Source organism: Bradyrhizobium sp. KZN70725 (assembly GCF_055264925.1).
Genome location: NZ_JBUYWT010000045.1, coordinates 46,992 through 61,889, shown reverse-complemented (window position 1 = coordinate 61,889; position 14,898 = coordinate 46,992). Strand labels below are relative to the sequence as shown.

16 protein-coding genes and 1 pseudogene are annotated in these 14,898 nt (G+C 63.1%); 4 read left to right on the top strand and 13 right to left on the bottom strand.

All coding sequences use genetic code 11. The features are described 5' to 3' along the window. Positions 1-126: 126 nt before the first annotated feature. Positions 127-261: pseudogene (locus ACZBJS_RS31485) on the bottom strand (cell envelope biogenesis protein TolA); the annotation flags it as partial. Positions 262-286: 25 nt separating this feature from the next. Then, a complete protein-coding gene (locus ACZBJS_RS31480) occupies positions 287-511 on the bottom strand; it encodes a hypothetical protein (protein ID WP_316399485.1) in 225 nt (74 codons plus the stop codon). A 173-nt stretch (positions 512-684) separates the two neighbouring features. Between ACZBJS_RS31480 and ligD the strand changes: the two genes are divergently transcribed. Further along, positions 685-1,608 (top strand): non-homologous end-joining DNA ligase, encoded by a 924-nt coding sequence (ligD, locus tag ACZBJS_RS31475; RefSeq protein WP_463439718.1) that lies wholly within the window; start codon positions 685-687, stop codon positions 1,606-1,608. A 243-nt stretch (positions 1,609-1,851) separates the two neighbouring features. On the opposite strand, the gene ACZBJS_RS31470 is transcribed toward ligD, so the two are convergent. The 4 genes from ACZBJS_RS31470 to ACZBJS_RS31455 form a co-directional block, all read right to left on the bottom strand. Then, positions 1,852-2,169, bottom strand: a complete 318-nt coding sequence (locus ACZBJS_RS31470; RefSeq protein WP_316399484.1) for a hypothetical protein — start codon at positions 2,167-2,169, stop codon at positions 1,852-1,854. Positions 2,170-2,365: 196 nt separating this feature from the next. After that, entirely contained in the window at positions 2,366-2,689 is a 324-nt protein-coding gene (locus ACZBJS_RS31465) for a putative quinol monooxygenase (RefSeq protein ID WP_316399483.1), read from the bottom strand. A 582-nt stretch (positions 2,690-3,271) separates the two neighbouring features. Further along, positions 3,272-4,483 carry a CaiB/BaiF CoA transferase family protein gene (locus ACZBJS_RS31460; protein ID WP_463439717.1) on the bottom strand — a complete coding sequence of 404 codons (1,212 nt, stop codon included), beginning with the start codon at positions 4,481-4,483 and terminating at the stop codon, positions 3,272-3,274. A 2-nt stretch (positions 4,484-4,485) separates the two neighbouring features. Next, positions 4,486-5,253 carry an enoyl-CoA hydratase/isomerase family protein gene (locus ACZBJS_RS31455; RefSeq protein WP_456816407.1) on the bottom strand — a complete coding sequence of 256 codons (768 nt, stop codon included), beginning with the start codon at positions 5,251-5,253 and terminating at the stop codon, positions 4,486-4,488. A 249-nt stretch (positions 5,254-5,502) separates the two neighbouring features. On the opposite strand from ACZBJS_RS31455, the gene ACZBJS_RS31450 reads away from it, so the two are divergent. Further along, a complete protein-coding gene (locus ACZBJS_RS31450) occupies positions 5,503-6,579 on the top strand; it encodes an AraC family transcriptional regulator (protein WP_463439716.1) in 1,077 nt (358 codons plus the stop codon). Here the strand turns inward: ACZBJS_RS31450 and ACZBJS_RS31445 are convergent. The 4 genes from ACZBJS_RS31445 to ACZBJS_RS31430 are packed head-to-tail and all read right to left on the bottom strand — an operon-like array spanning position 6,542 to position 10,111. Beyond that, complete coding sequence (locus ACZBJS_RS31445; RefSeq protein WP_158074242.1) at positions 6,542-6,694, bottom strand: hypothetical protein; 153 nt, start codon at positions 6,692-6,694, stop codon at positions 6,542-6,544. The two genes, ACZBJS_RS31450 and ACZBJS_RS31445, sit on opposite strands and share 38 nt — an antisense overlap. 15 nt (positions 6,695-6,709) lie before the next feature. Beyond that, entirely contained in the window at positions 6,710-8,065 is a 1,356-nt protein-coding gene (gene fahA, locus ACZBJS_RS31440; RefSeq protein WP_463439715.1) for a fumarylacetoacetase, read from the bottom strand. A gap of 37 nt (positions 8,066-8,102) precedes the next feature. Beyond that, positions 8,103-9,797 (bottom strand): cation/acetate symporter ActP, encoded by a 1,695-nt coding sequence (actP, locus tag ACZBJS_RS31435; protein WP_076834226.1) that lies wholly within the window; start codon positions 9,795-9,797, stop codon positions 8,103-8,105. Beyond that, positions 9,794-10,111: a DUF485 domain-containing protein gene (locus ACZBJS_RS31430; RefSeq protein ID WP_083715219.1), complete on the bottom strand. Its 318-nt coding sequence runs from the start codon at positions 10,109-10,111 to the stop codon at positions 9,794-9,796. The genes actP and ACZBJS_RS31430 overlap by 4 nt, the downstream gene beginning before the upstream one ends. 627 nt (positions 10,112-10,738) lie before the next feature. Between ACZBJS_RS31430 and ACZBJS_RS31425 the strand changes: the two genes are divergently transcribed. Then, a complete protein-coding gene (locus ACZBJS_RS31425) occupies positions 10,739-10,936 on the top strand; it encodes a hypothetical protein (protein WP_076834229.1) in 198 nt (65 codons plus the stop codon). A gap of 267 nt (positions 10,937-11,203) precedes the next feature. Next, entirely contained in the window at positions 11,204-11,368 is a 165-nt protein-coding gene (locus ACZBJS_RS31420) for a hypothetical protein (protein WP_158074243.1), read from the top strand. A 300-nt stretch (positions 11,369-11,668) separates the two neighbouring features. On the opposite strand, the gene ACZBJS_RS31415 is transcribed toward ACZBJS_RS31420, so the two are convergent. From ACZBJS_RS31415 to ACZBJS_RS31405, 3 genes are read right to left on the bottom strand one after another with little or no spacing between them, the layout of a single operon-like run. Next, positions 11,669-12,895, bottom strand: coding sequence for a Zn-dependent hydrolase (locus tag ACZBJS_RS31415; RefSeq protein ID WP_316398276.1), 1,227 nt, complete (start codon positions 12,893-12,895; stop codon positions 11,669-11,671). Next, on the bottom strand, positions 12,892-13,722 hold the full coding sequence (locus tag ACZBJS_RS31410; protein ID WP_057020602.1) for a type 1 glutamine amidotransferase: 831 nt from the start codon (positions 13,720-13,722) through the stop codon (positions 12,892-12,894). The genes ACZBJS_RS31415 and ACZBJS_RS31410 overlap by 4 nt, the downstream gene beginning before the upstream one ends. A 3-nt stretch (positions 13,723-13,725) precedes the next feature. Next, positions 13,726-14,898 (bottom strand): iron-containing alcohol dehydrogenase, encoded by a 1,173-nt coding sequence (locus ACZBJS_RS31405; protein ID WP_168856093.1) that lies wholly within the window; start codon positions 14,896-14,898, stop codon positions 13,726-13,728.

Here is a 14,898-nt window from a genome sequence, read left to right as displayed (position 1 = left end):
GAATCACGAATCACCCAAAAGCAAAACCTAAAACGCAAGAAAGCGAGGTCCAATACCCCGCTTTCCTGCAAAATCGAATACTACATCAAGACCAATTCTGCTTATTTCTCAGGTCAATCCGCATTCTTCACGGACGACGCCTTGGTGGAAGAGATTGCTTCCGGCGCCCCATGCATCGAGGGCCGCCTTCATCGAGCGGGCCGCGATCGCAAGATCGTAGAAGTCCAGCGAGGTCTGAAACGTCCTGAGCTTCCTCGCCATGAGGCGTGCCGGTTCGCGGATTCTGTTAGCGCCGGCGCGCGACCCAGATCCCGATCAGGAAGGCGACGATGAGCGACTGCAAGGGCGCCTTCACGGCAACCTCACGCAGCCGCTCGGCCCAGCGCAGCGCGACATCCTGCGAAGGCTGCTGGAGCAGTCGCCGGGGCGCCTCGGAAGTCCGACCGCTTCCGTCCTCCTGTTCCATTAGCCCCGAGGCTTCCGTCATCGCCGAGGCTTCTTTCATATCCATACGGCTCTCCTATCACAGGGTCAGGCCGACTTCCGCGGCGGCTTGGCGGTGGGCTTCTTCGCTGTCTTTGCCGTTCTGGCAAAACGCAAGGTAAGATCGCCAGTTCCAATTGCGGGCCGGAACGATTGCGACCATGCCCGTTTGAATCGTCTCATTGTTTGCGGAGTTGCGTTGTGGCGTTTCAGCGTAGGAAGCCCGAGGCGATCGGGACCAAGGCGCTCTTTCCCGGCTTCATCGCGCCGGCCCTGGCATCGCCGATCGATAAAGTGCCGAGCGGCACACGCTGGATTCACGAGATCAAGTTCGACGGCTACCGGGTGCAGACTCACATCGCCCATGAAGAGGTGAAGATGTACACCCGGCGCGGCAACGACTGGACCAGACGCTTCAAGAAGGTTGCTGACGACGCCTGGCACATTTCCACATCGTCACCCATCATCGACGGCGAGATCGTTGTTCCCTCGGCAGACGGCACGACCGACTTCTCCGTGCTGCAGAACGAGCTGCGAGGGAAGTCAACCAGGATCGTGATGGTGGCCTTCGATCTTTTGTACCTCAACGGCCGCGATCTCCGAAAGCTGCCGCTGAAGGAGCGCAAAGCGCTGCTGAAGAAGCTCGTCGCTGGCACCGAGGTCCAGTTCAGCGACAGCTTCGAGGTGGGCGGCCCCAAGATGTTCGCGCATGCCTGTAGGCTCGGATATGAGGGCGTGGTATCGAAGGTGGCCGATAGCGTGTATCCGACCGGCGCCCGCAGCCGCGACTGGGTCAAGAAGACCTGCGCCCAGCGCGAGACGCTGACCATCGCCGGCTTTGCACTGGATGGCAACGATTGGGACGGCATCTATGTCTGTCGGCGCCACGGTGACGAGTTGATTTACGCCAGCAAGGTCGACCACGGTTTTGATAAGGCCTCGGCCACGGACCTACGCGAGCGCCTGACGCCGCTGATCCGCAAGACGCAGCCCTACACCAAGCGCATTGCGCACAAGGCGATCTGGGTTGAGCCGAAAGTGCTGGCCGAAATCGAGTATCGCGCCAAGTCCGCCGAGGGCAAGGCGCGACATCCGTTCTTTCGTGGTGTCCGGGACGATCTATGAACGAGCCGGCGTGCATCCTTTGCGATGATACTGGCTGGGTTTGCGAAAACCACCCCGACCAGCCCTGGACTGGCAATCACGCATGCAGGTGCGGTGGCGCTGGCGCGCCCTGTCCGAAGTGCAACAGGCCGAAACCAGACGATGAATTTCCTCGGCTGCCACGAGGTTTTCGAAACATGTTCAGCAGGCGCGATCGCCGCCGATAGCTCACCCTACGCCGCCGGGCGACGAAGAATTTGGATCTCAAGTGTTCCGCTTATCAGCTGAGAAAGGCCGAAAGGCCGGCTCTGTCGAGGCCTGAACCGAGACATCCTTCGCCCGAGACGCTAGCTCGGCCTCGAATCTGTCGATCTCGGCCTGGTTGCGTTCGATGAACGCCGCGAGCTCATCGCGGGACATTTCGGCAAACGCCTTATGCTGAGGCTCCAAATCCTTCCGGGTCGGTGTGATGTGCCCTGCGCGGTCAAGGACCTTCATCGACAGACCCGCTCGTACCCGCGCGCTCACCTTTTCATCCTGCAAAAGTGACTTTGCGACGCGATAAGCGAGCGGTGCGCCCACCGCTGCAAGGTCCAGTTGGATTGACTCGGAGACCGCGGCCGCGACCGCCGGTAGACGCAGCGTCCGGTAGACCGATTTCGGGTGATAGCCGGCCAGGTTGGCTGCTTCCTCCGGCGATTTACCCTGTACACGATATAGCGCACGAGCTCGCGTTGCTGCTCGGGCGCCCGAGGGACAGACCGGCGTCGATCATGGACTATCTGCCCTTGCTCTCGTAGCTTTTGACGGGTTCGAGCCATTCAAAACGCCGCTCCGACTTCAACATGTTCTTGAGCTTGCCCTCGTATTCGACCCGATAAGCTTTCTTCAAGTGGTAGTCTTGGAAATACTGCGCGCTGCATGCCCAGGTCTCGTAGAGTACCAGGGTATCGGAATCTTCCACCGAACGGTGAAGATAAGTGTTTACGAAGTCCGGTTCATTCGACATTTCGTCGAGCACCTTTACGAGGCTCGAATAGAGTGCTTCGCGTGCTTCGGCCTTGACGGGCAAATGAACGATGAATGAAATAGTCTGAGACATGGATAAGCTCCCAGAGTTGGACCAAATGTGCTCAATCAGCCGTTTCGGCGGCGTTCAGCTCGGAGCAGCCGTGGCGGACTTAAGCAGCTGATAATCTTCGATGACATCCCTGGCTCCTAGTAAACGAAAAGCTATGCTGCAAGAGCAGAATATGTAAGCGCGACGTGGCCGAGGCCCGCTGTGTCGGACGAACATGCACGCTGTGGCTTCGAGCAGAAAAGAGCACCGCAATCTGACGATGACTACGACGAGTTCGATAGCATGGATCGTTGTTGCTTCTGCCGAGACGGAGCGGACGAGATTGGACTGTTCAGCGGCCGCAGTCCAAAATGCAAAAAGCTGCGATGTGGGGCCCAGGTTCAACTCGTGGACATGCAACCATCTCAAATTACTCTTCGAGGCCGTGGCCTAAAGCCACTGCGAGAGGGTTGAAACCAGTTAGCTGCCGGCCTGCGGAGGCTCGCGTCGCGAAATGTCGGTTGCGGAAAGTGCCGAGAAGGTCGGAGCGGATCGCTTGATGTCGTCGGATACCTCCTCCATCCAATTGAAGCGATCTTTTTGCCATGCCCGGACAAGCTCCGCCTATCGCCGGCTGAGCAGGATGTTGCGGTGCTGCAGATCCTTGATCCTCTCGGGCGCAAAGTCGAGCTGGCCAAGGACGTCTTCATTGTGCTCACCCTGATAGGCCGGCATGCCGGGCGACGGCAGTTCCGAGCGGCTGAAGATCCAGGGATTGCCCGGCATTCGGACCAATCCGCCGGCCCGGTCATCGACCTCGACCACGGCATTCCACTCCTTGGCCCAATCGGTCTCCACGAACTCGTTGACGGTGCGCACGCGCCCAACCGCGAGCCCGGCTTCACTGACCTGCGCCTGCAACTGCTCGAGATTCTCGAACGTCGTAATCCAGGCGCGGATTTCGGCGAGCAACGGCGCGAGGTTCTGCCGGCGCAGGCTAGCGGTGGCGTAGCGGGCATCGGCCAGCAAATCGCTTCGCCGCATCATCGCGCAGTAGCGCGTGAACATCGGTGAATAGATCGGGCTGGCGGCGATCGTCAGGCGGGTGCCGTCGGACATCTCGAAGATGTGCGACTCATTAGCCGACAGCGCGATAGGCTCGCCGTCGGTGTCGATCCCCGACATCATCGCGCCGGCGCGCTCGTTGACCGACAGCATCGTCGCAGCCATCGACACGTCGACGTGCTGTCCCTCGCCGGTGCGGTTGCGATGCTGGAGCGCGGCGAGCACGGCGATCACGCCCTGCAGCCCGGTATAGACATCGGCATGGCTGCATGAATCGCCGCGTGGCTCCGACAATGCCGCACCGAAATGGTCCTGCACGATCGAGGTCAGGCCGGTCTCGGCCTGCACCGTAGGCGCAAAGGCCGGCCGGTTGCGCCAGGAGGTCGACTGCCCGTAGCCGCTCAGCGAGACATAGATGATGCCGGGGTTGAAGGTACGGACGTCGTCGTAGCTGAAGCCGAACCGCGCCAAGGTGCCGGGACGGAAATTCTCGACGATGACGTCGGCCTCCCTACACAGGCGGGTGACTATCTCGCGTCCCTCAACATAGTTCAGGTCGATGCTGAGATTCCGCTTGCCGGCGTTCTGCTGCACGAAATAGAGACCCATACCACCGACGTAAGGCAGTCCGGCGCGGCCAATGTCGCCGGACGGCGGCTCGATCTTGGTGACCTCGGCGCCGAGGTCACGCAGCGCCTTGGTGCAATGCGGACCGGCCAGCACGCGAGTGAAATCGACCACCCGCAATCCCTGAAGAGGCGCAGCCGACATCGTCAGTCTCCCTCGAAGACAGCTGTTGCCGGGCCCGACGCGAAGAAGGCGTCGGCGCCGCGCTGGCGATCCCTGGCCTTCCAGATCATGTCGTTGATCTCGACCTGTCGCGCGTCGGCAGCGGCGACGCCGCCGCGCGCCTGCAGGTTCGCCTGCATCTTGATGCCCGCGATGACCTTGGTCGGGCCAGCGGCGAGCTGTCGGGCCATGGTCATCGATGACGCGCCCAATTCGGCTTCCGGGACGACGAGGTTGATGATGCCCCAGCGTTCGAACGCCTCGGGAGTGTGACGGCGGCCGAGCATCGCGATCTCCTTGGCCCGCGCGATGCCGGCGCGTTGCGCGATGCGCTGCGTGCCGCCGAGCAGCGGCAGCAACCCGACCGCAACCTCGACCTGGCCGAGGAACGCGGTGTTCGCTGCGATAATCATGTCGCAGGTCAGCGCGAGCTCAAGCCCGCCGCCAAGCACGCCGCCATTGACGGCGGCAACCGTGGGAACCGGTACATCCTCGAGACTACGCCAGATTTTTTCGAGACCGGCCTGATCGGTGTGCAGCTTGGTGCCGATTCCCCAGGACGCCATCTCCGCGCCGGCGCAGAAGTGCCGCATCGAGCTACGCAGCAGGATAGCGCGGCAGCCGGCCGCAACCACCGCGTGGTAGGCGCCGACCACATCGTTGATGAGCTGGTCGTCGAGCAAATTGTGCGGCGGCTTCGCCAGCGTCACCACGCCAACCTTGCCGTCCATCTCGTGAACTACTGTCGTCATCAGGTTCCCTCCGCTCGATACAAAAGCCGGCCGGCAGCGCTTTCGACGCAGCGTCACGGCGGTCAGACGTCTCCTCGCTGCGGGCCTGCCCGGCGCAGATCCCGCTGTTCTGATGATTTGAATGTCGTCCGTCATAACAAACGTGACAACGTCAAGCTCTGCCAATTATGATGTCGAAAATTGCCAAACGGCCGGAAGAGCCGTTCGTCGGCCCGTCAATCTGTGCCAGCCGGACGTGGAGGAAGTGCCATGAAGCCGATCAAGATCGTGATGCCGATCTCGAGCGACCCCGATGCGCCGACGCAGAGCCTGCTCGGACTCGGCGCGCTGGCCGCCGAGCTGGCGGCACAGGGCGTGTCGGTTCGGGAGCTGTTTGCGCGGACCGGTCTCGATGCTTCCCAGCTCGAGGATCCCCACGCTCGCATCTCGCACCGCCAGCGGCTGGCGATCTACCGCAACGCGATGCGGCTGGCGAAGCGCTCCGATATAGGGTTGCTCGCAGGCGCTCGGCAGCGCATCAGCGATTACGGCATTTACGGTTATGCGCTGGTGTCGAGCCGGACATTCGGCGAAGCGCTGATGTTCTCGCTCGATCACATCACCATGGCCGGGCCGGCGGTCAGGCAGATCAGCTTCCGGATCGAGCACGGGACGACCGCGATCCTTCGCAGCCATGGGCTCGACCCGCTCGGCGAGCTGCTGCCGTTCGCCGCGGAATTCTGGCGCAGCTCGATGACCGCGGTGTTCAGCCGCATCCTCGAGTCGCCATTCCCGAGCAAGCGGATGATCTTTCCGTTTGCCGCGCCCGTGCACTGGCGCAACTACGAGCGGATGTTCAATTGCCCGATCGACTTCGGCGCCGATCGCATGGAATGGCATTTCGACGCCAAGGTGCTCGATCTGCCCTGCCCCAACGCGAACCCGATCACCGCGAAGATCTGCCAGCAGCTCTGTGACGTCGTTATGACCGAGCGGCCCGGCGAATCCGAGCTGGTCAGGCGGATCAGAGCCGCATGTCTCAACAGTCCGAACCGATTTGCCGGCGCGCCGGAGATCGCATCGCAGCTCGGGCTGTCGCTACGAACCTTCCACCGCAGGCTGGCGGAGGACGGGCAGTCGTTCCAGTCGATCGTCGACGGGATGCGGCAGTCGATTGCGACGGAGTTGCTCGAGAACACCCATCTGGCAATCGATCAGGTCGCCGAGCGTGTCGGCTTTGCCGACGCTACCAGCTTCCGCAAGGCGTTCAAGAAGTGGACCAACCGCTCGCCGTCGGACTTCCGTCACCCTACAGCGCAGCGGCCAGCAGTGTCGCCAGACGCGTGACCAGCAGCAGCGATAACCCGACCGCCAATGTCAGGAGCTGTCCGAAGCGGAAGTCGTCTGGATCGAGCGCCGCGTTCTGGAGCTGTGCGTAGGTTAGCAGCGATTGACACTCCATATCACCCTCCCGCCATCAGGCATGGTTGTTTCCGGCAATGACGACGTCCGCCCGCCCGATCCGGCCGACGCATGAGCCGAACCCGATGCCCGCAAAACCTTCCCGGCTGCAGCGGCCCCGGAAGGTGACTTCATCGCCATCCTCGAGGAAACTGCGGCTCTCGTCGCTCGCAAGCGCGGCCGGCCTCGATCCTGCGGCGGTGAACTCGAGCATGCTCGAAAGCTGCGCCGGGCTAGGCCCCGAAATGGTGCCAGTGCCGATCAGGTCGCCCGGCAGCAGATTGCAGCCATTGATGCTGTGATGCGCGATCATCTGCGCCGGGGTCCAGTATAGGTATTTGGCATTGGATGTGAGAATCGCCGCGGCGGGCTGGTTCGCGGCGCGCATCTGCGCGGTCGAGAGCAGGACCTCGAGGTGGACATCGAGTCCGCCGTGCGATTGATCGGCCGCGTCGAACAGATAGTCGAGCGGACGCGGATCGCCGTCCGGCCGCGCCAGCGCCGCGACGCGGAACGGCGCCAGCGCATCCGACGTGACGACCCACGGTGACACTGAGGTAGCAAAACTCTTGCTGAGGAACGGTCCGAGCGGAAACATCTCCCAGCGCTGGATGTCGCGCGCCGACCAGTCGTTCAGCAGCGAATAGCCGACGATCTGCTGCGATGCTTCGGCGATCGGGACGGGATTGCCGAGCCGGTTGCCGGCAGCGAGGTAGAAGCCCATCTCGAGCTCGAAATCCAGCCGTTCGCACGGGCCAAAGCCCGGCGCTGCGCCCGCCACCGTGGGCGGGCGTTGCCCGAGTGGCCGTCGCACCATCCCGCGCCCCACTTGCACCGACGAGGCACGGCCGTGATAGGCGATGGGCACCCATTTGTAGTTCGCGGGAAGCGGATTTTCCGGCGTCAGCAGCGCGCCCGCCGCCCGCGCATGATAGATGCCGGCGTAGAAGTCCGTGTAGTTCGAGATGCGTGTGGGCAGATGCAGCGTCGCATCCGCGATCGACGTCAGCAATTCGGAGGCGCGGCGCCTGGTGTCATTGGCCGCGCTGCCCTGCCCCAGCAGATCGGCGGCGCGGCGGCGCAGCTCCCGCATCGCCATAGGTCCGAGCGCGAACAGCGCATTGAGCGTGCCTTGCTGGAGCGCCTGGCGGATCGGCGCCGCGAGGTGCTCATCGGAACCGAGCGCTCGCTTCAAGTCGAAGACGAAATCTCCGATCGCGGTGCCGATCCGGGGCTGCGGATCGGCCGCGGTGCTGAAGATGCCAAGCGGCAGATTCTGGATCGGGAAGTCGGTCGCGCTGCCGTTTGCCGTCTCGACAAAACTCCGCCGTGCCGGGTCGTGGGTCTCGTCGAGTTGAACTGCGTTGGTCATGCTGCCTTCCAGGTTCCTCGATCCGTGCCGTCCATTGTCACGAGGCTGCGGCTGCGAGAGCCGGCCGCTCGCTGGCCAAAGCCGCTCCGATCTCGGATTGGATGAACTGCGCCGCAAACGCCTCGCGTTCGCGCGCAGCGCGCTCGCTGCGATCCGTTACCGAGAACAGCCAGACGAACAGGAAGGCGAGCGGCATCGAGACCAGAGCCGGATTGTCGTAGGGGAACAGCGCCGTCGGAAAGCCGAGGACGGCGATCCAGACCGTCTTGCTCAGCACGACCAGCACGACCGACGCGACGAGGCCCGCGAGACCGCCGGCGACGGCGCCGCGCGTCGTGGTGCCACGCCAGAACATCGCCATCGCCAGCACCGGAAAATTGCAGCTCGCGGCCACCGACAACGCAAGTCCGGCCATGAACGCCACGTTCTGGTTCTCGAAGGCGTAGGCCAGCAGAACCGCAACGACGCCGATGGCCACAGCCGAGACCTTCGAGACCAGCAGTTCGCGCGCTTCGGATGCCTTGCCGCCGGCCAGCACCTGGCCGTAGATGTCATGACTGACGGCGGAGGCGCCGGCGAGCGTCAGGCCGGCGACGACGGCAAGGATGGTCGCGAATGCCACCGCGGAGATGAATCCGAGCAGCAGCGGACCGCCCATCGCGTGGGCGAGATGGATCGACGCCATGTTCGGCCCGCCAACCAGATCGGCGATCTTGTTGAACTGCCCGGATGCCGCGACATTGAAATAGCTCGGATCCGTCATAAGGATCGCTGCGGCGGCAAAGCCCAGCACCGGAATGATCCAGCAGAAATACGCGACGCAGGCCGTCGCATAGAACACCGATTTGCGGGCCGCGGCGGCGTCCTTCACCGTGAAGAACCGCATAAGGATATGCGGCAGGCCGGCAGTGCCGAACACTAGCGCGAGGCCGAGCGAGATGGCGGACACCGGTTCGGCGAACAGTCCGCCGGGGACCAGAATAGCGGCTCCCTTGGGATGGACGTGGCTTGCGGCCTCCAGCAGCCGTCCAAGGCTGAACTCGAAATGCCACAGGGCAGCCAGCGCGAGCAGCGTTCCGCCGCACAGCAGCAGCACTGCCTTGGTGATCTGAACCCAAGTGGTCGCCTGCATGCCGCCCACGATCACATAAAGGATCATCAGCACGCCGACGCCGAGCACGGCGAAGATGTAGTTGATGCCGAAAAGCAGCTGGATCACCTTGCCCGCGCCGATCAGCTGCGCGATCAGGTAGAACAGCACAACGACGAGACTTCCGGTCGCGGCGACGAGCCGGACCGGCGTCCGCTGCAGGCGAAACGCGGCGGCATCCGCGAAGGTGTAGCTGCCCAGATTGCGCATACGCTCCGACATCAGGAACAGCACTATCGGCCATCCCGTGAGAAAGCCGAGCGCGTAAATGAAGCCGTCGAAGCCGTTGGCGTAGACCAGCGCGGATATGCCGAGAAATGCGGCCGCCGACAGGAAATCGCCAGCGGTCGCCAGACCGTTCTGCACCGGCGTGATCGCGTGTCCGGCGGTGTAGAAGCCCGCCTTCGATCCGGTGCTGCCGGCCGAGCGCCAGGTGATGACGAGCGTGACGGCGACGATAATCAGGAACATTCCGATCGCGATCCAGTCGGGCCCACGCGCCGCCGCGGCGGACGCGCCCTGGGCCATCGCCGCGAATGGAAACACCACGCAAAGTGCGATCAGCAGCCATCTGGCGATCATCGGCCGAGCTCCCGATTGACTCTGCGCGCGAGTTCGTCGAAGCGCGTGTTCGAGCGCTGAACATAGAAGGCGGTGAAAGCGATGATCGCCGCAACCATGAGAAGGGCGAGCGCGAAGCCGAGCGGCATCGCGCTGCCGGCGAAACTCGCGCCGAGCGCGGCTTTTGCGGTCGAGATCAGCGCAATGAAGCCGAAGAACATGACCAGCGTCAGGATGGAGAGCCACCATCGCAACCTCGCGCGGCCTGAGACGAGCTCTCTGAACGCGCTATCGGCAAGGATTTTTCGCGTGCGCTCGGGCGACAGTTGTGGCATCCGATTCCTCCCTCAGAGACATTTTCCGACCGTCGCGTCCTTCCGCGTGCGTTGCGCCGCAGGGATTCGGGGCTCAGGACGTCTCTGTTCCGAGGCTCCGAGCATTAGAATCCGGACCACATCCGGCAAGGTGATATCCTGCCAAACTCCGGGTGATTTCATGCCATGCTGGGTGCGCCGCGATTGTCGCGCCATCGCCTGTCTCGACATCCCGGGACGATGCACAAGCCGGACAGTCGTAATTCGCCTGTCAGCCGACCTACGGGCTGTCGTCGATGCCTGGGCGGCAAAGCAGGACGATACTCCCGGCCGCTCTGAGGACGTCCGCCGGCTCATCGAGTTCGAGCTAACTGTATCGCCCACGGCGCTGCGCGCTGAACGGCACAGGCCCAGGGAGCGCGCCCGCGAATTGGCAGGCGACGCAATCCACAAGGTGACCGACAGTACAGCCAGCCAAGACGATCAGGCCAGCCGCAAGCGCAAGCTCATCAAAAGGCCGGAGCGGTTTCACAAGGGTACGCCGCGACAGAAATCTAAAATGATCACAGCCTCAAGATCATTGCCCCATAATAGGATCGAAAGCTTGCTTCGCGCGTTGAATGAGTCAGCCCAAATGGGAGGTCAACAATGATTAAAGAGCGAGACCGACGGGCGCCGACGGCTGCGGAACGCGAAGCAAACAAGGCGTTCAAAACTGTCAGGCCGAAGGATGCTATGACGGATTACGCCAAAGCGCAAAAAGCGGTCCATGATAATCGAGAGCGCCTAAAGGCCGAACGGCTGGCGCGGGAGGCAGAAGCGGCCAACCGCACAAAAGCAGACTAAGCGTCCCATGTGGATGATCACGGAGGACCAAAGTTTGTGAGGGTGAAATGGCCCTGCACTTCCGCCGAGTCGATACTGAACTGGAGATTTGGATCGCAAGCAGCGACGACTATTCATTCGTCATCAGCAACGAGAGCCGGAGTGGACCTGGATTGCATGGAGAGCCGGGCTTTGTTGCATCATATCGCCCCGACTTTCTGAATATGCCAGCGGCTCACGTGTCCGGGTCTCCCTTCAGTTCGTTCGCTGAAGCCGAGCGGGCCTGCAATGCGTTCCTGGGGCGCCTCATCATTAAGGGATGACTACCGTTATCCGCCCGCCGCGGCTATGGCTTCTTCTGCGGCATCGCCGTGGCCGGCCGTTGCAGTCTACGCCGGCAAAGCCAAAGAGCAGACCATCGCCGAATTCCTGCTCAACATCATCCCGAAATAATCCTTCGTGCCCGAAGCGTTTATCGGCTCGTTCAAAAGAAAGGCTTGCAGAGCAAATCGAAGTTTATCGATTGCGATACTGGTTCCGTAACTGGGCTCAATGCGCACGAGGTCCGTCATATGGGTCCAAACCGATCTCGGCGGTCCGCTTCGCCTTGGTCGGCTTTCCTCGCGAAGAAACGCGATCGTCGCTCATACGGTCTGGTTGCAGATTCGAGTCCCGCCGGACCCACCAGCAAATCAGTTACTTGTCGGGTGGTGTCCCTTCATCGCCCATTTAGGATCATCCACCCGAAATGCCTCACGCCTTCGCGGTAACCATTCTCCACAGCACCTCGGTCAGCACCGCGTAGCCCTTGTCGAGGGCCGCGGGCGCCGTGAACTCGCGCGGATTGTGGCTGAGCCCGCCCTCGCTCGGGACGAAGATCAGCGAGGACGGAACAGATTTCTGGATCGCCAGCGCGTCGTGGCCGGTGATGGTCTTGAACGTCATGGCCTTGAAACCGAGATCCGCGGCGACAGAAAGAACCAGTGCCACGCCGCCGGGATCAAGCACGGTCCCCGCTCGCCTCTCGTCGGCAGCGATCGAGATACCAACGCCGATCTCGCCCGACTCACGCGCGATTCGCTTCAGAAAGCGATCGCTGATCGCCGAGACCACGGCTTCGGCCTCATGCCGGATCTCGAACCAGACCCGAACACGGCCCGCCACGACATTCGGCGAGTTGGGATAAACGCTGATGCGCCCCGCGGAGGCATGGGCGCCCGCAGTCTCCCTCGCGACCTCCTGGTACAGCGCCTCGATAGCCCGGGCCGCTGCGCGCAGTGCGTCGCGGCGGAGCGCCATCGGCATCGGTCCGGTGTGCGAGTAGTCGCCTTCGAACATCACCGATATCTTGCGCGTCATCCACGCGCCGGACACTGCGGCAATGTCGCCAGCCGCCTGCTCCAGGCGATCGCCCTGCTCCACATGCAACTCGACATAGCGCACCGGATTGTGTTCGAGGGGCGTCGTCCCGCAATAGCCGATCGCGGCCAGCGCCTCGCCCAGGGTGACGCCCTCTGCGTCGCTGCACGCATATGCATCCTTCAGGCTCAGGGCGCCGGCGAAAACCGAGCTGCCGGTCAGGCTGGGCTGGAAGCGGGCCCCCTCCTCATTGGTCCAGTTCACGACGGCGAGGTTGCGTCGCGCGGCGCCGGGATTGGCACGGCAACGCTCCCTGACGGCCTCGACCGCGAGGATTCCGGAGAGCACGCCGAAGACCCCGTCATATCGTCCTCCGGTCGGCTGGGAATCGAGGTGCGAGCCGGTCATGACGACGTCCGTGGACGCCGGCGCCAGCATCGCCACGCCAAATAGATTGCCGATCGCGTCGATCCTCGGAACAAGGCCGCGATCGGCGATCTCGTGCAAGAAGAGGTCCCTCGCCTGCTTGTCGCGCGCCGTTCCAGCCAGCCGACACACGCCACCGTCGTCGGTCGCACCGATCCTGGCAAAGCGCGCGATGAGGTCATGCAATGCGGTCATGTTTGCTCCAGCGATGCAATCCAGTTCCTCAGCTCGGTCTGACGGCAATCATGGCTCAGAATGTCGCGGTGAAGTGCCAGTTTCCAGGCGAGATCGCCACGCCGTTCGTCCGCCTCGAGCGCCGAGAGGTCGGCGGCATAACGCGCGAGCGCGTCCAGATCGGCAAAGAAACCCTCGTCAACCAGGAGCTGTCCGTAGCGCTGGATGACGGCGACGACGTCGTGCAGGCGATATTCGGGATGATACTGCACGCCCCAGAATAGCCCGCGACCGAAACGGATCTCCGCCGCCTGAACCTCGCACATGGTATTCCAGGCGGTGACGGTTGCGGACTGCGGAAGGCGGGTGACAATATCGCTGTGGATGGCCGGCGCGTCGAACACCGCCGCACGGCCAGCATGCATGGGATGAGCGCGGCCTTCAGCCGTCAGCATGATCCTTCGCGCGAATCCGACCTCGCGCCCCGCCGGGTTGAGACCGACCTCGCCGCCCGCTGCGACCGTGGCGAGCTGCAAGCCCCAGCACGAGCCGAACATTGGCACTCCGCGAACGAAGATCTCGCGCACGAGGTCGATCTGCCGCAGCGCTTCGACCTCTCGCTGGTAGATATTGAGGGCCGACCCGGTGATCGCGATGCCGTGGTAAGCTTCGAGCGGTTGCGGCAGCGCGAAGCTCGCATCCGCCGGTGTCGCGATGTCGACGACGACGCGAGGTGCAAGCGACCGCAGGACCGCCGCATAGCTCTCCGCAGGCATTGCGCCCGCCGTCTCGGCGATCCGTCGCCGGCCGGCCAGCGTGTTGCCCTCGAGAACGAGCAGCCTCAGCACGGCTCAGCTTCCAAGATCGCCTCGAATGGCGGCCAGCGTCAGCTGCTTGAACTCCGGCTCGGTCAACGGCCGCGGATTGGCACCCGCAGTCGGATCCTTGACGGCATCGGCCGCGATCGTTCCGGCGTCGGTCTCCTTCACCCCGAGCTCGGCGAGCGTATGCGGCACGCCGAGCTTCTTGCGGAAGGCCAGCAGCCAGGACAGCACGGCATCGAAGTCTTGGCTCGGCAGGTTGAGCGCGCGGGCAATGTGCGGAATCTTGTCGGCGATCGCAGCCTTGTTGCAGACCAGGACATAAGGGAAGACCACACCATTGGTCAGCCCGTGATGGGTATCGTATCGGGCGCCGACCGGATGGGATATCGAGTGGATCGCGCCCAACCCCTTCTGGAACGCGGTGGCTCCCATCGAGGCCGCGGCGAACATGTAGGCGCGCGCTTCGAGGTCGCGACCGTTCTCGACCGCGCGCGGCAGATAGTTATCGACGATCTTCATCCCCTCCAGTGCGATGCCGTCGGCAAGCGGGTGAAATGCCTTGACGCAGTAGGCCTCGAAGCAGTGCGACAGCGCATCCATGCCGGTTGCCATGGTGAGAAACGGCGAGAGACCGACCGCGAGCTCGGGATCCTCGATTGCGATCCTGGGCATCATCATGGGATGGAAGATGATCTTCTTCTCATGGGTATCCTCACGAGTGATCACACCGGCGCGGCCGACCTCGGACCCCGTGCCTGCCGTCGTCGGCACCGCAATGATCGGCGCGATGCCCTTGGTGTTGGCGCGCGTCCACCAATCGCCGACGTCCTCGAAATCCCAGACCGGGCGCGACTGCGCCACCATGAACGCCACGCATTTGCCGACGTCCAGCGCCGAACCTCCGCCCACCGCAATCACGCCGTCATGACCGCCGGCCTTGAAGGCTTCGACGCCGGCCGTCAGGTTGGTTTCGGTCGGATTGGTCTTCACGTCGGAAAACACGGCGAGCGGAATGCCCGCCTCGCGCACACGGTCGACGATGCTGGCGATGAGATCGGTCTTGGCAAGCCCGTGATCGGTGACCAGCAATGGCCTGGTGAGGCCGTTGGTCTGGCACGCCTCGGGAAGCTCGGCAATGCGGCCCGCGCCGGTAACGACGCGCGTCGGAAAATTCCAGGCGCCGGTGATCTGAACGTCCAT